Here is a 25,330-nt window from a genome sequence, read left to right on the forward strand (position 1 = left end):
GGGGGGCGGCGTGAACGATCTGATCATCTCCGGCGGCGAGGTCGTGGACGGCACCGGCGCGCCGCCCCGCGCGGCCGACGTCGCCGTCCGCGACGGGCGGATCACCGCGCTCGCCGCGCCGGGAACGCTCCAGCCCGGCCCCGCCGCCGAGGTGCTGGACGCCTCCGGCCTGGTCGTCGCGCCCGGCTTCATCGACCTGCACTCGCACGCCGACTTCACCGTCCAGGACCATCCGGCCGCCGACACCGCCGTCCACCAGGGCGTCACGACGCTGCTCGGCGGCAACTGCGGGTTCTCGCCGTTCCCCGTGGCGGACGCGGCGGCGCTCAGCGGGTCGGCCGGGTTCCTCGCCTCCGGCATGGAGTTCCGCTGGACGGACCTCGACGGGTACGCGGCGGCCGTCGAGGCCGACCCGCCCGCGATCAACCTGGCGACCCAGGTCGGCCACCAGGCGCTGCGCCTGGCCGCCCTCGGCGCGGACGAGCGCGCGGCGACCGGCGGCGAGCCGGCGCGGATGCGCGCGCTGCTCGCCGAGGCCGCCGAGCAGGGCGCGTTCGGCTTCTCCACCGGGCTGATCTACGCGCCCGGCAGCTACGCCTCGCCGGACGAGGTCGCCGCGCTGGCCGCGACGGCCGCCGAGCACGGGATGCTCTACTCCACGCACATGCGCGACGAGACCGGCGCGCTGCTCGCGGCCGTCGGCGAGGCGCTGGACGCCGCGCGCCGTTCAGGCGTACGGCTGGAGATCTCGCACCTCAAGGCGATGGGGCCGGCCAACCACGGCGCGGTGGACGCCGCGCTCGCCGCGATCGAGGCGGCCCGCGCGGACGGCGTGGACGTCACCGCCGACGTCTACCCCTACACCGCCTCGTCCACGACGCTGACGTCCCGGCTGCCGGGCTGGGCGATGGACGGCGGGACGGCGCGGCTGCTCGAACGCCTCATGGAACGATCCACCCGACACCGGATCGCCGCGGAGCTGCGCGCCCGCTTCGGCCGCGACATCGACCCGGCGGGCGTCATCGTCGCCGAGCTCCCCGAGGGGCCCTACTCGGCGTTCGTCGGCCGCAGCCTGACCGACCTGGCCGCCGAGCTGGGCGCGGACCCGGCGGACGCGGCGATGGAGCTGCTGGCCGCGCACCGCGCCACCGTCTCGATCGTCAACCACGCGATGGCCCCCGCCGACGTGGCGACCGTCCTGGCCCATCCGCTGGTGAGCGTCGCCAGCGACGGCTGGACGCTGCGCCCCGCCGGGCCCGGAAGCCCGCACCCGCGCAGCTTCGGCACGTTCGCCCGCGTCCTCGGCCGGTACGTGCGCGAGGAGGGGCTGCTCACGCTGCCCGAGGCGGTGCGCAAGATGACCTCGCTGCCCGCCGCGCGCCTCGGCCTGGCCGACCGGGGCGAGGTCCGCGCGGGCCTGGTCGCCGACCTCGCCGTGTTCGACCCGGACACGGTGATCGACAACTCCGGCTTCGCCGACCCGTGGCGGCTCGCCACGGGCGTGCGGCACGTGCTGGTGCGCGGCGTGCCCGTCCTCCGCGACGCCGCCGCCACCGGCGCCCGGCCGGGCCGCGTCCTGCGCCGGGCGGCGTGAGCGCCGCCCGGCCGCCGGTCCGGACGGACCTTGACCGGACCCCGCACGGGGTCCCCGTTGAACAGGAGCGCGTGTGAACAGCGCCGTCACGCTCGGCGGACGTCTGGACCGCAAGCAGACCACCGCGGTGGCCTGCTTCGGGATCAGCGTCGCGGCGAGCATCGTGCTGGCCGTGGCCGGCGGCAAGGCCGGGCTCTGGGGCCTGGTCCCGATCATCTTGTACGCGGTGCTGGCGCTGCTCGGCGTGGACGTGGTGCTCGCCACCGTCGGCGCCGTGCTGGTCGCGGCGATCATGACCCGCACCGCGCCCGTCCCCCTCGGCGAGCAGCTCGCCACCTCGACGGGCTCGCTCGTCGCGGTGATCGGGCTGATCATCCTGCTCGGCGCGGGACTCGGCCAGGTGGCGCAGCAGACCGGCGCCGCGCAGACCCTCGTGCGGACCGTGATGAGCCGGATCGGGCTGAGCACCCCGACCCGCGTCCAGCTCGGCGTGATGGCGTCCTCGCTGGTCATCGTGGGCGCGCTCGGCACCCTGGCGGGCGGCAACGCGATCATCGCGCCGATCGTCATCCCGATCGCGGCGCGGATGGGCTGGCGGCCCCCGGCGGTCGCCGCGATGTTCCACGCGGCGGGCGCGGCCGGGCTCATGGTCGGCCCGTTCACCCCGCCGGTCGTGACGATCACGGCCGCGGCGAAGCTGTCGTACGGCGACTACCTGCTGCACGCCGGGCTCCCGGTCGGCCTGATCACCATCGTCACCGGCTTCTTCATGGCGCGGTGGATCCAGAAGCACACCGACCAGGAGTACACCGCGGAGGACCGGGCCGAGGGCGAGAGCGACGCCCCGTCCACCGCGGCCGGACGGCGCGCGGCGCTCGTGTTCGTGGGCGTGCTGGTCGTGCTCGCGGTGTACGGGGTGTGGATGAAGGCCGGCTACTCCTACGCCCTGGTCGTCATGGTCGTCGCGGCGGCGGCGACGGGGCTGGCGGCCGGGCAGGGCCCGAAGGCGACGGCCGAGGCCGTGTACGCGGGCGCGGCGCGGCTGATCTGGCTGTTCGTGCTGTTCTGGCTGCTGGACCCGCTGCTGACGCTGGTGGAGAAGACCGGCGCGTTCGAGACGATCTTCGACTCGCTGAAGGACGTCATGCCGGACGTCGGCCCGTACGCGTTCCTGCTGCTGGTGGTGCTGCTCGGCTACGTGCACGCGGTGCCGGGCGCGGCCGTCGCGCAGGTGGTGCTGATCAACAAGCTGTTCGGCCCGCTGGTCACCTCGCTCGGCGTGCCGCCCGCCGCGTGGGCGGTGTCGCTGCTCGGCACGGCGCAGATCGACCAGCTCGGCCCGTACCCGACCGCGGACATGATGGGGCAGATGGGCCTGGCCCGCTCCGGCGACCTGCGGATGATGCTGTTCAACGGCTGGGCGATCATGGTGGCCAACACGGCCGGGTTCCTCGTCCTGTTCGCCGTGCTGCTGTGAGACGCCGTGCCGAGGCAGGGGGAACGATGCGCGACGCACTCGAAGGCCCGGCCCGGTGGGCGGAGCGGTGGGGCGGCACGCTCGGCGCGGCCGTCCACGACCTCGGCACCGGCGAACGGGCCGAGGCCGCTGCCGGGCGGTCGTTCACGTCCGCTTCGGTGATCAAGGTGCCGCTGCTGGCGGCGCTGCTCGCGGGCGCCGAGGCCGGCGACTGGTCGCTGGACGACCGGCTGCCGGTCGGCCCGCGGGCGCGGGTCGGCGGCAGCGGCGTCCTCAAGGACCTCGCGGACGTCCCCGACCTCAGCCTCCGCGACCTGGCCACGCTGATGATCGTGCTGAGCGACAACACGGCCACGAACCTGCTCATCGACCTGGTGGGCTTCGCGGCCGTGAACGCGTGGTGCGCGCGGCACGGCCTGCGCGGCACCGTGCTCGCCCGCCGGATGCTCGACGCCGACGCGCGCGCACGCGGCGACGAGAACCTCACCACCGCCGGCGACATGGCCGCGCTGTTCACCGGGCTGGTGCGCGGCGACCTGCTGGGGGAGCGGTCCAGCACGTTCGCCCTGGACGTCCTCGCCCGGCAGCAGGTCAACGACCGGCTCCCGCGCCATCTGCCGGACGGCGCGCGCCTCGCCCACAAGACGGGCGAGCTGCCGGGCGTACGGCACGACGCGGGCGTCGTCCTGCCCGAGGGCCGCGCCCCGATCGTCGTGGTCGTCCTGACCGAGGGCGTCACCGACCCGCCGCCCGCGCCCGGCGGCCGCGGCGGCCGGGAGCCCGAGCCCGTCCGCGACCGCGCGGCCGACCTCATCGCCGAAACGGGCCGCGCCGTCTACGCCGCCACCGGCCTCATCCCAGCCTGACCCGCACGCCCACCGCGAAGCCCCATCCGGCGAAGCGCCCTTCCGGCGGGGAGCAGCCCCGTCTCACGGCGAAGCGCCCGCCCACGGCGAAGCCCCCGCGCCCGATCGACTCGGATCGGGCACGGGGGCCTCGGCGTTCTCGCGGCGGGCGCGGACCCGCGCGGGGTCACGTGTGGAAGGCCGCGCTCGCCTGCTCGCGGACGAGGGCCTCGTCCACCTCGTAACCGAGGCCGGGACCGGACGGCACCTCGACCATGCCGTCCACCGCGCGGATCGCGGGGGCGACGATGTCGTGCGCGTAGTACTTGTCGGAGCCGGACACGTCGCCCGGCAGCTCGAACCCCGGCAGCGACGCGATGGCCACGTTCGCCGCCCGGCCGACGCCGAACTCGTGCATGCCGCCGCACCACACCCGCCAGCCCGCCGCGACCGCGCGCTCGTGGGCGAGGCGCGCGGCGGTGAGGCCGCCCATCCGCGAGACCTTGACGTTGAGGACGCTCCCGGCGCGCAGCGCGATCGCCGAGTCGAGCTGGTCGAGGTCGTCCACCGACTCGTCCAGGCAGACGGGGGTCGCGATCCGCTCGGCGAGGCGGGCGTGCGCGGCGAGCGCGCCCGGCGCGAACGGCTGCTCGATCAGCAGCAGCCCCGCCCCGTCCAGCTCCCGCATCGTGGCGAGGGCCTCGGGCGTCTCGGGGTACACGCCGTTCGCGTCCACCTGCAAGGCGAGGTCCGGGTGCGCGGCGCGGACGGCGCGCACGGGCTCGACGTCCCAGCCGGGCGCGATCTTCAGCTTGATCCGCCGGTAGCCGTCCGCCAGGTACCGCTCCACCTGGGCGAGCAGCTCGTCCACCGTCGCCTCGATGCCGAGGCTGACGCCCGCGGCGATGCGCGGTCGGGTGCCGCCGAGGGCGTCCGCGAGGCGCGTGCCGTTCGCCCGGGTCCACAGGTCCCAGCAGGCGATGTCGAGGCCCGCCTTGGCGAAGTGGTGGCCGCGGATCCGCGCCCACGCGCGGCCCGCCTCGGCCGGGTGCTCCCACCGGGCGCCGACCAGCGCGGGCGCGAGGTACCGCTGGAGGACCATCCAGCAGGTGTCGACGGTCTCGGGGCAGTAGTACGGGTCGCTGGGCGAGGCGATCTCGCCCCAGCCGGCCGTCCCGTCCTCCCCGGTCACCCGGACCACGATGTGCTCCAGGTGCGACTTGCGGTGCGAGCTGGTCTGGAACGACCGGACGAGCGGCAGGCTCAGCCGGAACGCCTCTACGGCGGCCACGGAGGGCATCAGTGGTTCTCCTGGCGGGAGTGGGCGGCCCGGGGGCCGGCGGGCGGGACGCGCCCCGCGGCGGGCGGGGTCACGGCGTTCGGGTGAAGCGGTAGACAGCGGTGTCGCGGTCGACGACCCGGCAGGAGACGGCCGCGCGGCCCTCGGCGACGAGCGCGGCCATGGCCTCGGCGACGCGTTCGCGCAGGGCCACCGCGGCGGGGCGGTCGGCGTCCACGAGCGCGTCCCAGTCGCTCGGCAGGCCGAGCAGCACGTCGTCGCCGTCCGGGAGCCGTTCGCCCCAGGGGGCGCGCGGCGGGGCGGGCGCGGCGGGACGGCGCGCGGACGGCCCGGCCGGGGGCTCGGCGGTGAGGTCCCACTCGACGATGAGGCGGTCGGTGCGCATCCCGCGGTCGCGGCCGATGTCCTCCACCCCCATCAGGTTCGGCTCGAACCAGCGGGCGACCGCGCCGAGGACGTCGAGGTTGAAGTGCGCGTTGCGGGTGCGGACGGGGTCGAACGCCCACCGCATCGCCGTCACGCCCGTCGTCAGCACGTGCGCCCGCTGCCCGAGCTTGAGCGCGCGGCCGACGCCGCGGCCCTGCTGGTCGTCGCGTACGGCGGCCATCTGCGAGTAGTGGTAGACGGCGCCGGACGGGTCCACGCCGCGGAACCCGTACGCGAAGCCGACCAGGTCGCCGCCGACGAACGCGCCGACGACCGACCCTCCGTTGTGCGCGAGCGAGACCAGCAGGCGGGGGCTCACCGCGGGATCGGTGGCGCCGAGCCGGAAGACCTCGCGATACAGGCCGACCGCGGCGCGCATCTCCGCGGGATCGGACAGGGGCCGCACGTGGACGACCGGGGGTTCTGGCCGCATCGCATCGCTAACTGTCAGCACAAGTCCTGACCTAGATATGTTCTGGATCTATGTCCTGGTTGTAGCATCACGGCATGTCAGCGTCAAGAAAGGCGGCGGTACGGCTCGCACATACGATCCGTATGTCTGTCATGACCGCCGCCGCACCGGCCTGACCTGGGCCCCCGTCCGCGCGTACAGGAGAGACATGACCCCGATCGCCCCCGAGACCGCCGCCCGCATCGCCGAGGCCGCCGCCGCGCAGCTCGGCTACGGCCGCGCCAGGCTCCGCGAGTACGCGCTGGCCGAGTCCCCGAGCGGCGACGCCGACGCCCTGGCGCGCTGCGCCGCGCTGGTCGAGGCGGGCCAGACGGCCGCCGGCGGCCGGGTGCGGCGCGTCCCGTCCCCGGCGGGCGACCACCTGGTCGCCTCGTGGGGGCCGGACGGCCCCGGCCACCTGCTGGTCGTCGGCCACTACGACACGGTCTGGCCGGTCGGCCGCCTCGCCGGCATGCCGTACACCGACGACGGGACGACCGTCACCGGCCCCGGCGTGCTCGACATGAAGAGCGGCCTGGTCGCCCTGGAGATGGCGCTGCGCGCGCTCGCGTCCGCGGGGATCGCGCTGCCCGCCCCGGTCCGCGCGGTCGTCGTCGCGGACGAGGAGGTCGGCAGCCCCACCGGCCGCGCGGTGGTGGAGGCCGAGCTGGACGGCGCGCTCGCCGTGGTCGGGCTGGAGTCGCCGCACCCGGACGGCGCGCTCAAGTCCGCGCGGCGCGGCAGCACCCGCGTCGCCCTGCGGGTGCGCGGCAGGGAGGCGCACGCCGCGCTCGACCCCGACCGCGGCGTCTCCGCGATCGACGAGCTGCTCGACCAGCTCGCCGCCGTCCGCGCCGCCGTCCCGGACGACGGCACGACGATGTTCAACATCGGCCGCGTCCAGGGCGGCAGCCGCGCCAACGTCATCGCGGGCGAGGCGTGGGCCGAGCTGGGCCTGCGCTTCACCGACCCGGACGCCGAGCGCCGGATGCTCGGCGTGCTCCGCGACGCCCGCCCGTTCCGCGCGGGCGCGTCCGTCGAGGCGGAGATCCTGACGTCCCGCCCCACCTGGCCGGACGACCCCGCCAACCCGCTGCTCGCCCACCTCGCCGCGCTCGGCGCCGCGCTCGGCCAGACGGTCGAGGGCCGCCCGGCGGCGGGCGCGGGCGACGCGAACCTGCCCGGCTCCCTCGGCCTGCCCACCCTCGACGGGCTCGGCCCGCGCGGCCGCGGCGCGCACGCCCCGGACGAACGGATCGTCCTGGAGGCCCTGCCCGCCCGCGCCGCCCTCCTGGCGGCGCTCCTGGCGAACCCGTACACCCCCGCGTGATTGTCGGGCCCGCCCCGGTCCGTCCGTTCGGCCCCGTTCCGCGCCGCCCGCGGCGGGGCCCAACCGCCCATTCTTTCGCGGCGGAACGATCCGGGCGGGCGCGGCGCACCGGCGCACCGACGGTGGATCGGAAATGTTCGCCGCCTTCATTCTTTACTCTTCCGCCTTGATCTTCGGGAACAATTCAGTTCGCTCATTCGTCTCGCCTCGCCGCAGGTCAGAACCCGGTCCGCGGCGACCGGACGGTCGACACCTCCCCCATTTCGGTCGGCCGCAATCCGGGGGCGCATAAAGCCGTCCGCGATCAACGGTTTTTAACTCGCTTTGGGTTGCCGATTATTTTCGCTTAGTGCGGCTCGTGAGTAACTAAGCACCGAAGCGATGACGACACGTCGTGAGCCATGCCTCAGGGGAGTCATGGCCGAGTTGTCGTACATCGACGCCCGCTCTGGCTCGACAACCACTACGGGAGTACAAGGTGCACAACGCAGCCGCACTACGACGCGAGATCCTGTCCGAGGGGGTCACCCCGCTGATCGGGGTGTTCGACATGTTCTCCGCCTCCGTGGCCGCCAAGCACTACAACGGACTGTTCGTGTCCGGATTCGGATTCGCGGCGTCCCACTACGGCCTGCCCGACATCGGGTTCATCGCCTGGCCGGACATGGTCGCGTTCGTCCAGCGGCTCCGGCTCGCGTTCCCGCGCCACCACCTGCTCGTCGACATCGACGACGGCTACGTCGACCCCGAGGTCGCCTGCCACGTCGTCGAGCACCTGGAGGCCATCGGCGCCTCCGGCGTGATCCTGGAGGACCAGCAGCGCCCGCGCAGGTGCGGGCACGTGGACGGCAAGCGGATCCTGCCGCTGGAGGAGTACCTGGAGAAACTCGACCTGGTCCTGCGGACGAGGCGCGACCTGGTGGTCGTGGCCCGCACCGACGCCGGCGAGGAGGAGGAGATCCTGCGCCGCGCCGAGGCGCTCGCCCGCACCGACGCGGACGTCGTCCTCGTCGACGGCGTGCGCAGCGTCGAGTGGATCGGCCGCGTCCGCGAGGTCATCGGCGACAAGCCGCTGCTGTTCAACCAGATCGCCGGCGGCAAGTCGCCGCGCATCTCGCTGCCCGAGCTCACCGAGCTCGGCGTGGACGTCGCCATCTACAGCACGCCGTGCCTGTTCGCGGCCCAGGAGGCCATGGAGAGCGCGATGCTCGAACTCAAGCGGGAGGACGGGCGGCTCCCCGCGATGACCGAGGGCGCCGTCGGGGTCAAGGAGTCGCTGGCGCTGCTGGAGAAGAACATCAGCCGGCACCACCCGCGGGGCGTCGTCCCCGCGCCCGCGCCGGAGCCGTCCTCCGGTTCCCGGGTGTAACGCGGTCTCCGGCACGGCCTCGACAAGGAACGGACCAGTGCGACTCGTCTCAGCGGCGTTGGCCCGCCTGCGCCTCGACCCCTATATCGCCGCGATCCTGCTGACCGTGGGAATCGCCGCCCTGATCCCGTGCCGCGGCGGGACCGCGGCGGTGCTGGACCAGGCGGTGGCGGTGGCGATCACCCTGGTGTTCTTCCTGTACGGCGTCAAAGTCCCGACGCGGCAGGCCCTGGAGAGCCTGCGGCACTGGCGCCTGCACCTGGTGATCGTCCTGCTCACCTTCGGGGTCTTCCCGGTGCTGGCGCTGGCCGGCATGCTCCTCGTCCCGTCCGTGCTGGACCCGCGGCTGTACGGTGGGGTGGCGTTCCTGTGCGTCCTGCCCTCCACCGTGCAGTCGTCGATCACGCTCACCGCCATCGCGCGCGGCAACGAGGCGGCGGCGATCTGCTCGGCGTCGCTGTCGAGCATGCTCGGGGTCGTGCTCACCCCGGTGCTCGCGGCCGCGCTGGTCAGCGCCGAGGGCGGGGGCGTCTCGGCGCGGTCGGTCGGCGACATCATGCTGCGGCTGCTGCTGCCGTTCGTGCTCGGCCAGCTCGCGCAGCGCTGGATCGGCCGGCCCGTGCGGGCCCGTTCCAAGCAGCTCTCGCTCTTCGACCGCGGCGTGATCCTGATGGTCATCTACACCGCGTTCAGCCAGGGCATCGTCACCGGCGTCTGGCGCCGGCTCGAACCGGAGCGGTTCGCGCCGCTGCTGGCGGTGATCGCGGTCCTGCTCGCGGTCGCGCTCGGGGCCGCGCACCTGCTGTCGCGCGGGTTCTCCGGGCCGGACCGCGTCGCGATCCTGTTCTGCGGGTCGCAGAAGAGCCTGGCGAGCGGCCTGCCGATGGCGTCGGTCCTGTTCGCCGACAGCACGGTCGGCCTGATGGTGCTGCCGCTCATGCTCTACCACCAGCTCCAGCTCCTGGTCTGCTCCTGGCTGGCGCAGCGCTTCGCCGGCCGCGCGGACCCGGCCACCGAACCCGCGGTCGCCACCGCCTGACCCACCGAGGAGAGACCATGCGCCTGCGCACCGTCCTGACGGCCCTCGCCGCGGCCGTCGCCGTCCCGGCGGCCTGCGCCGGGCCCGCGCTCGCGGACCCGCCGGCCCGCCAGATCAACCTCATCGTCATCGACCACAGCGAGAACGACGCGATCGTGGAGATCGACCGCACGCTCAACACCAACGACGGTTCGGGCAGCGCGGGCAGCGACATCGTCAGCAACCAGCACTCGCCGCACGCCGGCACCTGACCCGACCGCCGTCCGCTCGGACCGGCGGGAGGCCCCGCGGGAACGCCCGCGGGCCTCTCATATCCGCCCGGCCATACCCGCGGTCAGCTTTGGCATTGGTGCGGTATGACCGCCCGGTCGGAGCATGGAGGACGGCGCCGTACGCCGCGCCGGGCCCGACAACGCCGTCGAGAGGACCACCGATGCCCGCCGAGTGCTTCCCGCGGATCCGCGTGTCGGGACGGGGCACGGTCGTCGCCGGCGTCGACCACGACGGCCCGTTCACCGGCACGTCCGAGCCGCTCATCGGCCTGTTCCGCGCGCTCCAGGAACGGCTCGCCGCCGAGGGCGCGCTCGAAGCCGAGCTGCTCGCCCTCGACCTGCGCGTCCCCGACCCCGCCGCGTTCGACGGCCTCCAGGTCGAACGGCTCTGGCGCGAGCACTTCGCCGGGAACGTTCCCGTCCTGCGCGTGCACGCCTCCGACAGGCCCGGCCTCACCGTGACCGGCGAGCTGCCGCCGCGCGACGAGCCCCGCGGCGCGGTCTACAACGGCTACTCGGCCTCCGAGCTCCAGTGGCAGTACGGCCCGATCCTGTGGGAGGACGGCGTCCAGGACACCCTGGCCGGATGGCGGCGCCGCGGCGAGGAGTTCCTGCGCTCCCGCGAGCACCACGCGGACCTGCGGTACGGGCCGGGGCCGCGCGAGACCCTCGACCTGTTCCCGTCCGAGCGTCCGGGCGCGCCCCTCGCCGTGTTCGTCCACGGCGGCTACTGGCAGATGATGGACAAGTCCGACCACTGCCAGTTCACCGCCGGGCTCCTCGACGGCGGCGCGGCGGTCGCCGTCGTCAACTACGACCTGTGCCCGTCGGTACCGCTGTCGGCGATCGCCGGGCAGGTGCGCGGGGCCGTCCGCTGGCTGCACGAGAACGCGGCCCGGCTCGGCTACCGCGACCACGGCATGCAGGTCATCGGCCACTCCGCCGGAGGGCACCTCGCCGCGCTCGCCGCCGCGGACGGCGGCCCGGTCGGCTCGGCCGTGCTCGTCAGCGGCCTCTACGACCTGACCCCGCTCATGCTGATGCCGATCGCCCGGACGCTCGGCCTGAACCGCGACGCGGACGGCCTCAGCCCCGCCCACCTCGACCCGGACCCGGGCCTGCGGGCGGTGGTCGCGGTCGGCGAGCGCGAGTCGGACGAGTGGCACCGGCAGTCCGCCGTCCTCGCCGGGCGCTGGCGGGCCCGCGCCGCCTCGGTCACCGAGGTGCAGGTGCCGGACGCCGCGCACTTCGGGGCCGTGGAGAGCCTGCTCACCGGCGAGCTGCGCGACCTGGCGCTCGACCTCCTCTGACCGTCCCGAGATCCTGGAGCCACCGTGCCGTACACCATCGACCGGGCGACCCCGGAGACCTCCGCCCTGATCGTCATCGACATGCAGAGCGACTTCCTCGCCGAGGGCGCGCCGCTGGAGGCCGCCGCCGCCCGCGAGCTCGTCCCGACGGTCAACGACCTCATCGGGTTCTGCCGCGGCCTCGGCATCCCGGTGCTGTTCACCGCGCACGTCCACCGCGGCAACGGCTGGGACATGGGCCTCTACAGCGAGATCCACCCCGAGATCGCCGACCGCGAGTGCCTCATCGACGGCAGCTCCGGCGCGGACCTGCACCCCGCCCTGGACGTCCGCCCGGAGGACGTCGTCGTCAAGAAGCACCGCTTCAGCGCGTTCTACGGCACCGACCTGGACATCCTGCTGCGCGGCCTCGGCACCGAGACGCTGATCATCGCGGGCGCCACCACCGAGAACTGCTGCTTCTCCACGGCCCGCGACGCGATGTTCCGCAACATCAAGGTCGCGTTCCTCTCCGACGCCACCACCACGTTCGACTACCCGGACGTCGGCCAGGGCGCCTACGCGGCCGAGGACGTCCACGCCACGATGCTGTCGGTCCTGGCGTTCTCCACCGCCCACGTCATGACGACCGGCCAGCTGAAGTCCCTCTACGCGACCGGCTGACGGTCAGCCGCCGACCGACACGACGTGCCCGGCGAGGTCGCCGGGGTCGGTGTTGGCGCCGCAGACGACCACCGCGACCCGTTCGCCGTCCGCGGGGCGGTAGGCGCCGCTCCGCAGCGCGGCGAGGGCGGCGGCCGCGCCGTGCTCGACGGCGAGCCGGTGCTCCTTCCACAGGGCGCGCCGCGCCTCCACGATCGCGCCGTCCCCGACCAGGACGGACGGCGTGCCCGTCCGCGAGGCGGTCTCGAACGCGATCCCGCCAGCCCGCGTCGCGCCGAGCGAGTCGGCCGCCACGCCCGCCACCGGCACGTCCACGGGCCGTCCCGCCCGCAGCGCCGCGTGCAGGGTCGGCGCCCGTTCCGGCTCGACCGCGACCACGCGCGCCGAACCCTCCACGGCGGCGGCGACCCCCGCCATCAGCCCGCCGCCCCCGCACGACACCAGGACCGTGTCGACACCGGGCACCTGCTCCAGCAGCTCGGCCCCGAGCGTGCCCGCCCCCGCGCAGACCTCCGGCTGGTCGTAGGGGTGGCTGAACAGCGCGCCGGAGTCGGCCGCCCGCTTGACCGCCGCCTCGTACGCCTCGCCGTAGACCGTCCCCACCTGGACGACCTCCGCCCCGTACGCCCGCAGGCCGCGCACCTTCACCTCGGGCGCGGTCTCGGGGACGTACACGAGGGCCGGAACGCCGAGGCGCGCCGCCGCGTACGCCACGGCCAGCCCGGCGTTTCCGCCCGAGGCCGCCACCACGCCCGCGCTCGGCAGCCCGTCCCGCTCCGCCGCGGCCAGCAGCCGGTTGAACGCGCCGCGCGCCTTGAACGACCCGGTGTGCTGGAGCAGTTCGAGCTTGAACCACGTCCGTCCCGGCTCGACCTCGATCACCGGCGTCGCGCGCACCCGGCCCGCGATGCGCGCGGCGGCCTCTCCGACGTCCTCGCGCGTGACCATGGCCGCCTCCGTTCGAACGAGCTCTTTCCGGCCCGGCAATCGTACGTAGCCGGGACGCGTGCCCCTCCGCGCGGCGCCCGCCGTCAGGTGGGCAGGGGCCGGTCGCTCACGACGTGCTTCATGACCAGCGTCGAGTTGAGCCGCTGGACGCCGGGCAGCGCGGCCAGCACGTCGTCCTCCAGCTCCTGGTAGGCGGTCAGGTCGGCGGTGACGACGCGCAGCAGGTAGTCGGGGTCGCCGAACAGCCGCTGCGCCTGCACCACCTCGGGCACCCGCGCCACCGCCTCCTCGAACCCGAGCAGCGTCTCGCGGTCCTCCTGCCGCATGGTGACGAACACCAGCGCCTGGAACGTCAGCCCGAGCGCCGCCGCGTCCACCACCGCCCGGTAGCCGCGGATGGTGCCGGCGCGCTCCAGCTCGCGCAGCCGCCGGTGGCACGGCGAGACGCTGAGCCCCACCCGCGCCGCCAGCTCGGTGATCGTCAGCCGGCCTTCCTCCTGGAGCAGCGCAAGGATCTTCCGGTCGATCGCGTCCACGGCGAAGATCCTTCCATTCGAGCGCCTGTGCGTGGTGAAAGTTGAAAGCACTTTCGGGCCATTGAGAACTAACCTCCTCATATCAACCCTAATGAGGGGAGGGACGCATCGTGGCGGCCGGTTCCGTGTTCGCTTTCTGGGCGGTCGCGCTGCTGCTCATCGTCGTCCCGGGCGCCGACTGGGCGTTCACCATCGGCGCCGGGCTCCGCGGCCGTTCGGTCCTCCCGGCGGTCGGCGGACTGGTCACCGGCTACGCCGTCGTCACCCTCGTCGTCGCGGCGGGCGTCGGCGCCCTGGTCGCCGGCTCCCCGGCCGTCCTGACCGGCCTCACCGCGGTCGGCGGCCTCTACCTGATGTGGCACGGCGCGACGACCCTCGCCCGCCCCGCCGAGCCCGCCGTCCCGGACGCCGAGCCGTCCGGCGACCCCGGGCGCGCCGACTGGAGCACCTTCGCACGCGGCGTCGGCGTCAGCGGCCTCAACCCCAAGGGACTCCTGATCTTCCTCGCGCTGCTGCCGCAGTTCACCGACCCGGACGGCGGCTGGCCCGTCGGCGTGCAGATCGGGGTCCTCGGCCTGGCGTTCATGGCCACCTGCGCCCTGTTCTACCTGTGCCTCGGCACCCTCGCGCGCACGGTGCTGCACGCCCGCCCCGCCGCCGCGCGCCTCGGCGGCCGGCTGTCCGGCGCGGCGATGATCGGCATCGGCGCCTGGCTGCTCATCGCCGACCTGGCGGGCTGACGCTCACTCCTCCGGGTCGTCGGCGCCGACCGCCTCGACGGGCTCGGTGGCGTCCGCGGGCTCGTCCGCCTCCGGACGGGGCCGCCGCGTGACCTGGTGGACGCGCACCGCCAGCAGCGCCCGCGCGAACCTCGCGGCCTGCTCCCCGTCCAGCACGTCGGGGACCTGCTCGATCCCGATCAGGCCGCCGGGCAGGGCGGTCACCGCGCCCTCCTCGCCGAACGGGACGCCGCGCCCGCCGTCGAGCTCCTCGACGGCGGGCAGGTCCAGCGCCGAACGCAGCGTGTCCTGCAAGGCGCGCGCGCTCGCGGCGTCGCGGTCGGTGCGGAGCGCGGCGGCCTCCGCGCGCCGTTCGGCCCGTTCGGCCCGCTCCGACGCGTCGTCGGCGCGGACGGTCGCGGTGTCGGCGAGCTGCTCGGCGCGGTCGGCGCGGGTGGCCTGCTCGGCGGCGCGCGCGACGGCCGCGTCGCGCTCGGCGGTCAGCCGCGCGACCTCGCCCTCGGCGGCGCCCAGCTCGGCGCGCAGGCGCCGCTCGGCCTCCGCGGCGTCCTCCAGCCGCTTCAGCCCGTCCGCGAGATCGGCGCGGGCGTCCTCGCACTCGGCCCGTACGGCGGCGAGGGCGCTCTGCTCGGCGGCGAGCCGCGCGGCCAGCTCGTCGCGTTCCTTCTCTGCCTCAGCCCGCGCCTGGTGCTCCGCGCTCCACGCCGTCTCGGCGCGCTTGCGGAGCCCCTCGGCGTGCGCGGCCTCGTTGGCCGCGGTCGCGCGGGCCTGCTGGGACGCGCCGGCCTCCCTCCACGCGTTGGCCTCGCTGTCCTGCGCGGCCGCCACGGTCGCGCTCGCCGCGGCCATGCCCTTGCGCAGATCCTCCCGCGCCTCGGCGACCTCGAGCCGCGCCGCCTCGGCCCGTTCCTCGGCCAGCCGCGCGCGGTCGTCGGCCTCGGCGGTCGCGCGGCGGGCGGCACGCGCCTCGGCCAGCGCCTCCTCGGCCCCGTCGAGCACCCCGCGGACCTCGCCGTCGAGCCGTTCGCCCAGCGCGGCCGCCGTCGCGGCGAGCCGCGCCACCAGTTCCGCGAGCCGGTCCACGTCCTGCCCGAACGCCCGCACAGGCGCCGCCCCGCCACCCTCGTCAACGCCCGCGCCGGACGCGGCACCGCGTCCGGACGCGCCGAGCGGAGCGGAGCCCGCAGCGGTGCCGGACGCCCCGACGTTGCCGGACGCCGCGCCGGTGCCGGACGCCGCGACGTTGCCGGACGCCGCGGCGGCGCCGGACGCTTCGGAAGCGCCGACAGCCCCGGCCGGGCCGGACGCCGCGCCGGTCGTCGCTACCGCCGTCGGGTCGTCCTCACCGATCGGCGGTCGGAGGGGGGTCGTGGTGATGTCATCGGCCACCGCGCCGGCGATGGGCTGCCCGTTCCGGCCGTCCTGACCTTCGTTCACGGAAGCATCCTAGTGAAACGCCGCAATCGTCACTTTTTCCGCGCCACGCCGCCGTACATGGAGACCTGCGAGTCGTCGATCGACCGCGCCTTGTCATCGGGACGCCAGTGGTGGACGGGGACCACACCGGGCTCGACCAGTTCAAAACCGTCGAAAAAGCTCACGACTTCTGATTTCGGGCGCGCCTTGGAGTTGATGCCGCGCGAGTTGTACTCCGAGACGGCGGCGGCGACCTGCTTGGGAGCGCTGTCGCTCGTGATCGTCGACACGGCCAGGAAGCTGCCCGGCGCGAGCGGCTCCATCAGGCGGCGGACGATCGAACGGGCCACGTCCACGTCGCTGATGAAGTGCAGGACCGCGATCAGGCAGAGCGCGACGGGACGTTCCAGATCGAGCGTCTCGCGCAGTTCGGCGGAGGCGAGGATGGTCTCGGGCTCGCTCAGATCCGCGTGGACGTAGCGCGACCGGCCCTCGGGCGTGCTGGTCAGCAGCGCGCGGGCGTGCGTCAGGACGATCGGGTCGTTGTCGACGTAGACGACCCGGCAGGCGGGGTCCACGTCCTGGACGGCCTCGTGCAGGTTGGGCGAGGTGGGCAGCCCGGTGCCGATGTCGAGGAACTGCCTGACGCCGCGTTCGGCCGCCAGGTAGCGGGCCGTGCGGACCATGAAGTCGCGGTTGGCCCGCGTGGACGTCCGCATGTACGGCGCGATCTTGACGACCTCCTCCGCCGCCGCGCGGTCGGCCGCGAAGTTGTCCTTGCCGCCCAGCAGGTAGTCGTAGACCCGGGCGGAGTGGGGCACGTCCGTGTCGAGGTCCATGGAAGGCGGACCGTGGTCTCCTGTGTCCGGCACCAAAGCCTCCATGACTAGTCCAATGGCACAAATCACACGGTAGCCGCCCCCGCCGCGTTCACGGGCGAAATCACCACTTCACGCTCCCCGTCCCCCCTCCGCCCCGCCCGCGCCTTGGCTCTCAGCCTGCTCGCCAGAGACATCCGGGCTCCACCAATTCCAGTAGCGATGCCCCCGGCATCCACGCTCTCACCGCGGAAATCAACCGCCGGACTTTCGCCGCGAATTCCGTTCGCCCTCGAAACTCAAGCACCCGTCCCGATCACTATCCGTGACATTCGGATCTCGCTGCCACGCTCCTCCGGACGCCGATATCGAGCATGATCCAGCCCGTTCTCGCGCGCGGAGCTATAGTGCTCGGCTCAAGGGGAAGGAGCCGCGGGCAGCAGCTCACGGCAGCCGCTAGCGAAAGGCAGGCCGCGGATATGTCGGATGCCCCGCAAGGGAAGCGCCCCGACGGACAGGACAGGATCGCCCAGACGGATCTCCAGACCGACCGGCCGCACTCGGCGCGGGTCTACGACTACATCGTGGGCGGCAAGGACAACTTCGCCGCCGATCGGGAGACCGCGGCGAAGGTGCTGGCGGACTGGCCCGGACTGCGCACCTCGATGCTCGCCAACCGGGCCTGCATGCACCGGATGGCCCGCTACTTCGCCGGGCTCGGAGTGCGGCAGTTCATCGACGTCGGCACCGGCATCCCGTCCTCGCCGAACCTGCACGAGGTCGTCCAGGAGACGGCGCCCGACGCCCGGATCGTCTACGTCGACAACGACCCGATCGTCCTCGCCCACGCCCGCGCGCTGCTGACCGGCACCCCCGAGGGCCGTACGGCCTACATCCAGGCCGACATGCGCACGCCCGGCGCGCTGCTCGGCGACCCGAGCCTGCACGAGGCCCTCGACCTCTCGCAGCCGGTCGCGCTCACCATGATCGCGATGCTCCAGTTCGTCGAGGACGCCCAGCACCTGGTGGAGGCGCTCGTCGCCCCGCTCGCCCCCGGCAGCTACCTCGCCGTCACCATCCCCACCGCCGACCTCGCCCCCGAGGCGCGGCGCCTGGCCGACGAGTACACCCGCAGCGGCATCCCCATGTACCTCCGCGACCGCGCCGAGGTGGAACGCCTCCTCACCGGCCTGGAACTCCTGGACCCGGGCGTCGTCCCCATGCCCCGCTGGCACCCCGCCCCCGGCGACCAGCCGCTCCCCGACACCGCCACCAACATGTACGCCGCGGCCGCCCGCAAACCCTGACCCCCGCCCACACACGGTGTTCGTTCACTCGGGGGCGGGGCCGGGGTCGGGGGTGGGGGCCCATAGGCGGTCGGCGTCGCCGGCGGCCAGGCGGCCCCGGTAGACGTCGATCTTGTGGTCGATGAGTTCCAGGTTCCTCCGCACTTCGGCGAGGCGCGCGCGGACCTCGGCGCGGTGGGACTCCAGGAGGTCGAGCCGCTCCTGCTCGTTGCCGCGTCCGGCGGAGACGAGGTCGGCGTAGCGCCGGATCGTCCTGATGGGCATGCCGGTGGCGCGCAGCTTGGTGCAGACCTTGATCCATTCGAGGTCGAGCCGGTGGTAGCGCCGCCGCCCGCCGGCCGTGCGGCCGACGGTGGTGACGACCAGGCCGACGCGTTCGTAGTAGCGCAACGTGTGCGCGCTCACTCCGGTACGGCGCGCGGCCTCGGCGATGCTCAGCCCTTCCGCGGGGATGCCCGGGGCGGATTCCGTCGTCTTGACTTCGAGCATGCTCTAAATCCTAGCGTCCGTGGCCATGACTGCTTCGACACCGCCGCGGCCGGGCGAACCCGCGGTACGCCGCCGGTTCCTGGTGCTGGCGATCTGCTGCGCCAGCATGGTCGTCGTGGTGATGGACATCTCCATCGTCAACGTCGCGCTCCCCGAGATCCGCCGCGACCTGCACGCTCCGGTGACCGGCCTCCAATGGACGGTCGACGCGTACACGCTGGTGCTGGCGGCGTTCCTGCTGCCGGCCGGGTCCACCGCGGACCGGGTCGGCCGGCGGCGCGTGTTCCAGACCGGCCTCGCCGCGTTCGGGCTCGGGTCGCTGCTGTGCGGCCTCGCGCCGGGCATCGGCTGGCTGATCGCGGCGCGGGCGCTCCAGGCCGTCGGGGGACGATGCTCAACCCGGTGGCGATGGCGATCGTCGCCGCCACGTTCCCCGAACCCGCCGAACGGGCCAGGGCGATCGGGGTGTTCGGCTCGGTGTCGGGCCTGTCGCTGGCGCTCGGGCCGGTCCTCGGCGGCGCGCTGGTCGACGGCTTCGGCTGGCGTTCGGTGTTCTGGGTCAACGTGCCGATCGTGGCCGCCGCGATCGCGGGCGCCGCCCTGTTCGTGCCCGAGTCCCGCGCCGCCAGGGCGCGCCGGTTCGACCCGGTCGGCCAGGTCCTGGTGGTCCTGCTGCTGGGCGGCGCCGTCGGCGCGATCATCGAGTCGGACGCGCTGGGCTGGACGTCGCCGGTCGTCCTCGGCCTGCTCGCCGTCGCGGCGGTCGGCGCGCTCGGCCTCCTCCGGTACGAACCGCGCCGCGCCGACCCGCTGCTGGAACTGCGCCTGTTCCGCAGCGTGCCGTTCAGCTCGGCGATCCTGACGGCGGTCTGGGCCCTGTGCGGGTTCAACGCGTTCCTGTTCCTCACCACCCAGTACCTCCAGGACGTACGCGGCATGCCGGCGCTCACGGCCGGGCTGTGCCTGCTCCCGGTCGGCGCGCTGGTCGTGGTGCTGTCCCCGTTCACCGGCCGGATGGTCGGCGCGCGCGGGCCCCGCCTGCCGCTCGCGGTCGCCGGGACGGCGCTGGCCCTCGGCGGCGGCGCGTCGTTCTGGCTGGGCCCGGACACCCCGCTGCCGGGCGTCCTCGCGGTCTACGTGCTGTTCGGCGTCTTCCTGGCGACCATCAACCCGCCGATCACCAACACGGCGGTCTCCGGGATGCCCCGTTCGATGGCCGGGGTCGCCGCCTCGCTGTCCTCCGCCGGGCGGCAGATCGGCACCACTTTGGGCGTCGCGATCGCCGGAACGATCGTCGGATCGGTCCCGGCGAGCGACGGGGCGGCGTTCACCAGGGCGGAACGCGGGGTTTGGGGGCTGGTGCTCGCCCTCGGCATCGGCGTCCTGGCCCTCGGCCTGCTCAGCACCGGCCGCTGGGCCTCGTCCACCGCCGCGCGGGCGGCGGCCCTCTTCGAGGAGGTGGAACGACCCCCCAGGTCAGCGCGCCGCCCCACCGCGGCCCCGCACGACTGACTTCGACCCGTACCGCGGCTGAACAAGTCGCGTGGGCGCGGGTCCGAGAGCGTCCACAGGCTGTGGACGGCCGAGGCCGCCATCGACCAGGCGGCCGGCATCCTGCGCACGGCCTTCGGCGCCGCTTGATCCGCGACCGTGGCCCTGGTCTCGTCCAGGGCCACGGTCCCACCGCCGCGACCGGCGGCCGCATTCCGCGCGGCCGGTCTTGACGAACGCCCCGGCGCCTGCATTGATCTTCCAAAGCGATGGCGACGGGCGATCGCGGTGGCGGCTGTGACGCTGGGGTGCGGAATGCGATTGCTCGTGGCGGTACTGCTCTTGGCGGGCGTTCTCTCTGGCTGCGGAGCCGAACGCGAGCAGTCCCTGATGGACAAGGGGACGCTGGTCGTGGGCGTGCGGCCCGACCTGCCGAGGCTCGGCCTGCGCACGGCGGACGGCCGGTTCGAGGGCTTCGACATCGACGTGGCGCGGTACATCGTCGAACGGCTCGGGAAGAAGGTCAGGTTCGTCCCGGTGCGCGCCGCCGACCGGATCCCGGTGCTGGAGAAGGGGAAGGCCGACCTGGTGCTGGCCACCCTGTCGGTCACGCCGGAGCGCAAGACGAAGATCGCGTTCGCGGGGCCGTACTTCACGTCGTACCAGGACGTCATGGTGCGGGCCGCCGAGCGCGGCGTCACCAAGCTCCGCGACCTCAAGGGACGCAAGTTCTGCGCGGTGCGGGGCGCCGACACCGCGCAGCGCCTCACCGCGGTCACCGGGATGACCGCCTCCCTCGTGCCCGCCGCCGACTACGACCAGTGCATGAAGATGATCAAGTCCAGGGCGGTGGACGCGATCACCACCAACGACGTGATCCTCGCCGGGCTGATCCGCCGGGAGGGCACGGGGTTCCGCCTGGTCAACGCCCGCATCAGCGAGCAGAACACCGGCGTCGGCATCCGCCGCGGCGACCCGGACGGCTGCGAGGCGCTCAACAAGGCGATCACCACGATGTACCAGGACGGCACGGCCGCCAAGCTCGTCGCCAAGTGGTTCGCGGGCTCCGGCCTGGACATGTCCATCATCGAAGTCCCCCAATTCGAAGGCTGCCTCTGACCCCCGCTCCCTCGCGCCTTGGCAGTGGGGAAGGCGATATCCCGCAGCCCGCCCGCGTCAGCCGCCGGTGGCGGCCAAGGACGCCTCCCTGGTGAGCATGGTCAGCATGGCTTTCGCGGCCGGAGTCCGATGCTCCGGCCGCGCCACCGCCGCGTGAAGATCGCAGATCCGCATGCTGTTCGTCTTCGACCCGGACCGTGCCGCGATCTTCCTGGTGGCCGGGGACAAGGCCGGGCAGTGGTCCCGCTGGTACGACGAGGCGATCCCACTGGCCGAAGCCCGCTACGCCGAGTACCGGGCCGCCAAGGATAGGAAGGCTGGACGGTGAGCACTGGACGCCGCTGGCAGGATGTCAAGGCCGAAGCGCACCGCCGCAACCCCGAACTGGCCGATCCTGAACGCCGGGCCCGGGCACGCGCCGAACTGGACGCCTACGTCGCCGGCCACCACCTCAAGGAACTCCGCAAGGCCATCGGCAAGACGCAGGCCGAGGTCGCTCAGATCCTCGGTGTCTCCCAGTCACGCGTCTCGCAGATCGAGAACGGCGACATCGAAGCCATGGAACTGGAGACGCTCCGCGCGTACGCCACCGCGCTCGGCGGGCACGTGGACATCACCGTCAGCGTCGGACCCCACTCCATCAAGGTCGCCTGACGGCCCGAGCGGGATTCGGGAACGGGAGTCCGGGCCGAGGGGGCTCGGCCCGGACTGGGGTGGGTCAGCAGGTCTTTCGGTAGGGGATGCCGTTGGCCTTGCGGACGTACTGGTTCCACTCCTGGCGGGTCAGTTGGCCGCTCTTGGCGCAGAGGGCCCGTTTGAGGGGGGTGGGGGCGACGATGTGGGTGACGAGGGCCGCGTCGTCCTGGCCCACGCTGTAGACGCGGGAGCCGTCGGGGCTGAACGCCAGGGCCTGGATCACCGTGTCGGTGTCGGTGGTGTGGCCGGTGAGCGCGAGGCCGAGGTGGGCCTGGGTCCGCACGTCCCAGATGTCGATCTTGCCGCGGTAGTCGGCGGTGGCGGCGAGCCGTCCGTCCGGGGAGATCGCCGTGATGGAGGTCTGGCCCTTCGGGAGGTGGATGGGGGAGCCCTTCTGCTTGAGCGTCTCGGCGTTCCAGAAGATGAGGGAGCGCTGGTCGATGACGCCCTCGACGGTCGCGAGGTCGCCCTGGGCGCTGAGCGCCTGCACGGAGCGGCCCACCGCGGACGCGAGCGCTCCCGGCTGGACGAGCGTCTTGCCGGACGGGAACGCGACCACACCGAGTTCGGGGGCCGAGACGACGCGGCGCCCGTCCTTGCTCCAGACGATCCGCGTCTCCGAGGCGACGGAGATCTCGGACGGTTTCGCGGGACGGGCCTCGCCGAGCTGGCGTCCGGTGGCGCTGTCCCAGAACTTCAGCACGGCCGGCTTGGACGACGTCATGACGGCCACCGCCTTGCCGTCGGGCGAGAACGAGGGCAGCGGCCTGCCTCCCAGGGACGGGGCGCCGGCGTTGATCACTGTGCGCTTGGCGCGGGCCCGGACGTCCCAGATCTCGATCGACCCGTCACTGCCGGTGACGGCGAGCTTCCGGCCGTTCGGCGACAGCGCCATCTCGGACTCGACGGGGTGGCCGATGGCGAGAGCGGCCCGGCGGGTACGGGTCGCGGGGTCCCAGATCTGGACGGTGTCGGGGGCCGTCCGGACGGCCAGGGTCGTCCCGTCCAGGCTGGCCGCCGAGCGGACGCTCAGCTCGGAGAACCGGAGCCTGCGGGTGAAGCCGGACACGTCGATCGAACGGATCCGGTCCTGGTGGTCGACGCAGCGCAGGGCCGTCCCGTCGGCGTTGAAGCTGGTGCCCGAGCACATGGCGTCGGGGGTGTAGCGCAGGTACGGTCCCGCGTTGGTGCCGGGCTCGGTGCTCCACATCGTCATGTCGGTGGCGATGTACCGGCCGTCCCGGCTGAAGTCCAGGCCGCCGTCGTCCAGGCCCTTCGGCACCGAGAGCGTGGTCCGGATCTGCCGGGTGCGCGCGTCCAGGACGACGATCGAGTCGTTGGCGCGGGTCGCGAGGAGGCGCCCGTCCGGGCTGAACGTCGTGTCGCGGAGCTGCCTGGCGTCGGAGAACGGGTACTGGTTCGGGGAGTTGTACGGGCCCTTGAGCTCCTTGCCGGTGGTCAGGTCCCACCAGGCCAGCCGCATGTGCCGCTTGCCGCTCTCCAGCGCCATGACCATGGAACGCTCGTCCGGGGGCATCGCCGGGCCCCACACGCTCGCCTGCCCTTTGGCCTTGAACAGCTCCCTGCCGGTGGCGGTCTCCAGCACCGTGATCAGGCCGTCGTTGGCTTTGATCAGTTTCGTGCCGGTGGGGCTGAGCCAGAGGCTGCCCTCCGGGGCCTTGTACGGCAGCGGGCTGGCGGTCCCCTTCGCCATGTCCCAGAACGTCAGGGTCCCGTCCTGCTGCTTGGTGAGGAGACGCCTGCCGTCGGCGGTCAGGGCGAGGTCCGTGAGCGGCGCGCCCGGGACGGTGATCGTGCGCAGCACCTTGCGGGTGTCGGGGTCGGCGAGGATGGCCTTCCTCTCCTCGCGCTTCCAGAAGATGACCGGGCCTCCGGCCGACGGGTACCCCTGGTTCCAGGAGCCGTCCGTTCCGGGCGGCGCCCAGATGTCGCGCTCCCACTGCGACGAGAGGGTGAGCAGCGCGTTGTGGGTGTCGGGGTTGTCCTCGGCGAGGGACGCGGCGGCGACGGCGAGGCGGCGCGCGAGGGCCGGGTCGGTGCGCCGGATCTGGACGGCCTGCGCGGCGAGCTGGCGGCCCACGGCCGAGTCGCGCTGCTCGGAGACCGTCGCGTTGGCCCGGCTGAGGTTCCAGCTCTGGACCCCGGCCGCGATCCCGGCGCTCGTGGCGACCAGGAGCAGGGCGGCCAGCGCGGCGGTCACGATGGTCCTGGTCCGGGCCCGGTGGCGGGTCTGCTCGACCGACGCCTCCAGGAAGGCGCGTTCGGCGAGGTTGAGGGTGAGCTGGCGGCGGCCGGTGGACGCCCAGCCGAGCGCCTCGTCCAGGCCCGACCCCTGGAGCAGGTCGGCGGGCTTGCGCCCGTTGGCGTTCCAGCGGCGCGCGGCGTCGGCCAGGGCGTGGTGGCCGTTCAGGCCGTGCCGCTCCGCCTCCACCCAGTCGCGCAGTCGGGGCCACGCGCGCAGCAGGGCGGGGGTGCCGATCCCGACGGTCTGGCCATCGACGTAACGGAGCAGACCGGGCCCGGCGAACGCGGTCAGAACGCGCCCTACGGTCTCGTGGTCCGTCTCTCCGTCGGCGAAATCGCCCAGCGGGACGGTGCGCAGGACGTCGTCCGCGTCGGGAAGCGCGACGACCATGCGCAGCAGGATCCGCGGAACGGCCTGCTGCGTGTGCGGGTCCAGCCCGCCGTAGACCTGCTCGGCGAGTTCGGCGAGGGACGGCGGGAGCGTCATCGCGGGCCGGGCGCTCCCGGCGGCGGCCTGCTTGCCCGCTTCGAGCGGGTTCGGCGTCCCGCCGCCGATCAGGCCGACGAGGATCTCCTCGGGGGACGGCCGTTCGGCGGGGTCCTGGCTGAGCGCGGCCTCGACGAAACCGCGGAGCGGCTCGCCGAGCACGGCGGTGTCCGGCTTGAGGGTGGTGATCTGGTGCATCAGCACCGGCAGGGTGTCGCCGTCGAACGGCGCGGAGCCGACCGCCGCGAACAGCACGATCGCGCCCCACGCCCACACGTCCACGGCGGGCGTGGCCCGTTCGCCCCGGAACAGCTCGGGCGCCATCCAGCGCGGGGTGCCCTTCATCTGCCCGGTGGCGCTGCGCGACATCTCGTCGGTCTTGGCGATGCCGAAGTCGATGACGCGCGGCCCGTCCGGGCCGAGCAGCACGTTCGCCGGCTTCAGGTCGCGGTGCACCACGCCCGCGCGGTGGATCGACGACAGCGCGGTCGCGATGCCGATGGCGAGCCGGTAGAGCTCGCCCGCGCCGTACGCGCCGTTGCGGGCGACCCAGCTTTGCAGGTCCGGGCCCGGCACGTACTCGCTGACGATGTACGGGGGGAAGTGGTCCAGATCGGCCTCGATGATCCGCGCGGTGCAGAACGACGCGACGCGCTGGAGCGTCGCGACCTCCTTGCGCATCGCCTCGCGGAACTTCTCGCCGACCGCGTCGGCGTGCAGGGCCTTGACCGCGACCCGTTCGCCGCGCGCGTCGTAGCCTTCGTAGACGACCCCCTGGCCTCCGGCGCCCAGTCGCGCCGCCAGCCAGTAACCGCCGAGCTGTCGAGGATCTCTCTCGACCAAGGGTCCAGCCATGTACTCGCATCCTCGGACAGATGGGCCGGGGCCCGGCCGGGACCGCTGAACGCGGCCCGGCCGGGGCGGCCGTGGACTCACATATCT

22 protein-coding genes and 2 pseudogenes are annotated in these 25,330 nt (G+C 73.8%); 16 read left to right on the forward strand and 8 right to left on the reverse strand.

Going from position 1 to position 25,330, the window contains the following annotated elements:
• Positions 1 to 10 precede the first annotated feature (10 nt).
• From GEV43_RS16870 to GEV43_RS16880, 3 genes are all read left to right on the forward strand, one after another.
• Positions 11 to 1,594, forward strand: a complete 1,584-nt coding sequence (locus GEV43_RS16870) for an amidohydrolase family protein (protein WP_160821525.1) — start codon at positions 11 to 13, stop codon at positions 1,592 to 1,594.
• A gap of 73 nt (positions 1,595 to 1,667) precedes the next feature.
• On the forward strand, positions 1,668 to 3,071 hold the full coding sequence (locus GEV43_RS16875; RefSeq protein ID WP_206681187.1) for an SLC13 family permease: 1,404 nt from the start codon (positions 1,668 to 1,670) through the stop codon (positions 3,069 to 3,071).
• 26 nt (positions 3,072 to 3,097) lie between these two features.
• Positions 3,098 to 3,937 (forward strand): serine hydrolase, encoded by an 840-nt coding sequence (locus tag GEV43_RS16880; protein ID WP_160821526.1) that lies wholly within the window; start codon positions 3,098 to 3,100, stop codon positions 3,935 to 3,937.
• A 166-nt stretch (positions 3,938 to 4,103) separates the two neighbouring features.
• Here GEV43_RS16880 and menC read toward each other — a convergent pair whose 3' ends face one another.
• Positions 4,104 to 5,216 (reverse strand): o-succinylbenzoate synthase, encoded by a 1,113-nt coding sequence (menC, locus tag GEV43_RS16885; protein WP_160821527.1) that lies wholly within the window; start codon positions 5,214 to 5,216, stop codon positions 4,104 to 4,106.
• A gap of 70 nt (positions 5,217 to 5,286) precedes the next feature.
• Entirely contained in the window at positions 5,287 to 6,075 is a 789-nt protein-coding gene (locus tag GEV43_RS16890) for a hypothetical protein (RefSeq protein WP_160821528.1), read from the reverse strand.
• A gap of 187 nt (positions 6,076 to 6,262) precedes the next feature.
• Here GEV43_RS16890 and GEV43_RS16895 point away from each other — a divergent pair, with 187 nt between their 5' ends.
• The 6 genes from GEV43_RS16895 (at position 6,263) to GEV43_RS16920 (ending at position 12,076) form a co-directional block, all read left to right on the forward strand.
• Entirely contained in the window at positions 6,263 to 7,423 is a 1,161-nt protein-coding gene (locus GEV43_RS16895; protein WP_160821529.1) for a M20/M25/M40 family metallo-hydrolase, read from the forward strand.
• Between the two features lie 478 nt (positions 7,424 to 7,901).
• Positions 7,902 to 8,792 carry an oxaloacetate decarboxylase gene (locus GEV43_RS16900; protein ID WP_160821530.1) on the forward strand — a complete coding sequence of 297 codons (891 nt, stop codon included), beginning with the start codon at positions 7,902 to 7,904 and terminating at the stop codon, positions 8,790 to 8,792.
• A 37-nt stretch (positions 8,793 to 8,829) separates the two neighbouring features.
• A complete protein-coding gene (locus GEV43_RS16905; protein WP_309239677.1) occupies positions 8,830 to 9,831 on the forward strand; it encodes a bile acid:sodium symporter family protein in 1,002 nt (333 codons plus the stop codon).
• 17 nt (positions 9,832 to 9,848) lie between these two features.
• Positions 9,849 to 10,082, forward strand: a complete 234-nt coding sequence (locus tag GEV43_RS16910) for a hypothetical protein (protein WP_160821531.1) — start codon at positions 9,849 to 9,851, stop codon at positions 10,080 to 10,082.
• Between the two features lie 182 nt (positions 10,083 to 10,264).
• Entirely contained in the window at positions 10,265 to 11,413 is a 1,149-nt protein-coding gene (locus GEV43_RS16915; protein WP_160821532.1) for an alpha/beta hydrolase, read from the forward strand.
• Positions 11,414 to 11,437: 24 nt separating this feature from the next.
• Positions 11,438 to 12,076, forward strand: a complete 639-nt coding sequence (locus GEV43_RS16920) for a cysteine hydrolase family protein (RefSeq protein ID WP_160821533.1) — start codon at positions 11,438 to 11,440, stop codon at positions 12,074 to 12,076.
• Between the two features lie 3 nt (positions 12,077 to 12,079).
• On the opposite strand, the gene GEV43_RS16925 is transcribed toward GEV43_RS16920, so the two are convergent.
• Positions 12,080 to 13,024, reverse strand: a complete 945-nt coding sequence (locus GEV43_RS16925) for a threonine/serine dehydratase (RefSeq protein WP_160821534.1) — start codon at positions 13,022 to 13,024, stop codon at positions 12,080 to 12,082.
• Between the two features lie 83 nt (positions 13,025 to 13,107).
• Positions 13,108 to 13,560, reverse strand: a complete 453-nt coding sequence (locus tag GEV43_RS16930) for an Lrp/AsnC family transcriptional regulator (protein WP_160821535.1) — start codon at positions 13,558 to 13,560, stop codon at positions 13,108 to 13,110.
• A 110-nt stretch (positions 13,561 to 13,670) separates the two neighbouring features.
• On the opposite strand from GEV43_RS16930, the gene GEV43_RS16935 reads away from it, so the two are divergent.
• The gene (locus GEV43_RS16935; RefSeq protein WP_160821536.1) at positions 13,671 to 14,300 is read left to right on the forward strand and encodes a LysE family translocator; all 630 of its coding nucleotides are present in this window, start codon (positions 13,671 to 13,673) and stop codon (positions 14,298 to 14,300) included.
• Between the two features lie 3 nt (positions 14,301 to 14,303).
• Here GEV43_RS16935 and GEV43_RS16940 read toward each other — a convergent pair whose 3' ends face one another.
• Both GEV43_RS16940 and GEV43_RS16945 read right to left on the reverse strand, forming a co-directional pair.
• Positions 14,304 to 15,737: a hypothetical protein gene (locus tag GEV43_RS16940; protein WP_160821537.1), complete on the reverse strand. Its 1,434-nt coding sequence runs from the start codon at positions 15,735 to 15,737 to the stop codon at positions 14,304 to 14,306.
• Positions 15,738 to 15,766: 29 nt separating this feature from the next.
• On the reverse strand, positions 15,767 to 16,555 hold the full coding sequence (locus GEV43_RS16945; RefSeq protein WP_241682938.1) for an SAM-dependent methyltransferase: 789 nt from the start codon (positions 16,553 to 16,555) through the stop codon (positions 15,767 to 15,769).
• Between the two features lie 458 nt (positions 16,556 to 17,013).
• Between GEV43_RS16945 and GEV43_RS16950 the strand changes: the two genes are divergently transcribed.
• Positions 17,014 to 17,841: an SAM-dependent methyltransferase gene (locus tag GEV43_RS16950; protein WP_160821539.1), complete on the forward strand. Its 828-nt coding sequence runs from the start codon at positions 17,014 to 17,016 to the stop codon at positions 17,839 to 17,841.
• Between the two features lie 24 nt (positions 17,842 to 17,865).
• Here GEV43_RS16950 and GEV43_RS16955 read toward each other — a convergent pair whose 3' ends face one another.
• Complete coding sequence (locus tag GEV43_RS16955; RefSeq protein WP_160821540.1) at positions 17,866 to 18,330, reverse strand: MerR family transcriptional regulator; 465 nt, start codon at positions 18,328 to 18,330, stop codon at positions 17,866 to 17,868.
• A 121-nt stretch (positions 18,331 to 18,451) separates the two neighbouring features.
• Between GEV43_RS16955 and GEV43_RS56135 the strand changes: the two are divergent.
• The 5 genes and pseudogenes from GEV43_RS56135 to GEV43_RS16975 form a co-directional block, all read left to right on the forward strand.
• Positions 18,452 to 18,658, forward strand: a pseudogene (locus tag GEV43_RS56135) (MFS transporter); the annotation flags it as partial.
• An 80-nt stretch (positions 18,659 to 18,738) separates the two neighbouring features.
• Positions 18,739 to 19,842 carry an MFS transporter gene (locus GEV43_RS16960; protein WP_375539095.1) on the forward strand — a complete coding sequence of 368 codons (1,104 nt, stop codon included), beginning with the start codon at positions 18,739 to 18,741 and terminating at the stop codon, positions 19,840 to 19,842.
• A 369-nt stretch (positions 19,843 to 20,211) separates the two neighbouring features.
• On the forward strand, positions 20,212 to 20,940 hold the full coding sequence (locus GEV43_RS16965; protein WP_160821541.1) for a transporter substrate-binding domain-containing protein: 729 nt from the start codon (positions 20,212 to 20,214) through the stop codon (positions 20,938 to 20,940).
• 157 nt (positions 20,941 to 21,097) lie between these two features.
• Positions 21,098 to 21,268, forward strand: a pseudogene (locus GEV43_RS16970) (type II toxin-antitoxin system RelE/ParE family toxin); the annotation flags it as partial.
• Complete coding sequence (locus GEV43_RS16975; protein ID WP_160821542.1) at positions 21,265 to 21,594, forward strand: helix-turn-helix domain-containing protein; 330 nt, start codon at positions 21,265 to 21,267, stop codon at positions 21,592 to 21,594. The pseudogene GEV43_RS16970 and the gene GEV43_RS16975, both read left to right, overlap by 4 nt.
• 64 nt (positions 21,595 to 21,658) lie before the next feature.
• Here GEV43_RS16975 and GEV43_RS16980 read toward each other — a convergent pair whose 3' ends face one another.
• Positions 21,659 to 25,243: a WD40 repeat domain-containing serine/threonine protein kinase gene (locus tag GEV43_RS16980; RefSeq protein WP_160821543.1), complete on the reverse strand. Its 3,585-nt coding sequence runs from the start codon at positions 25,241 to 25,243 to the stop codon at positions 21,659 to 21,661.
• Between the last annotated feature and the right edge of the window lie 87 nt (positions 25,244 to 25,330).

The sequence above is a fragment of the Actinomadura sp. J1-007 genome (genome assembly GCF_009793335.1).
Lineage (GTDB): Bacteria > Actinomycetota > Actinomycetes > Streptosporangiales > Streptosporangiaceae > Spirillospora > Spirillospora yumaensis.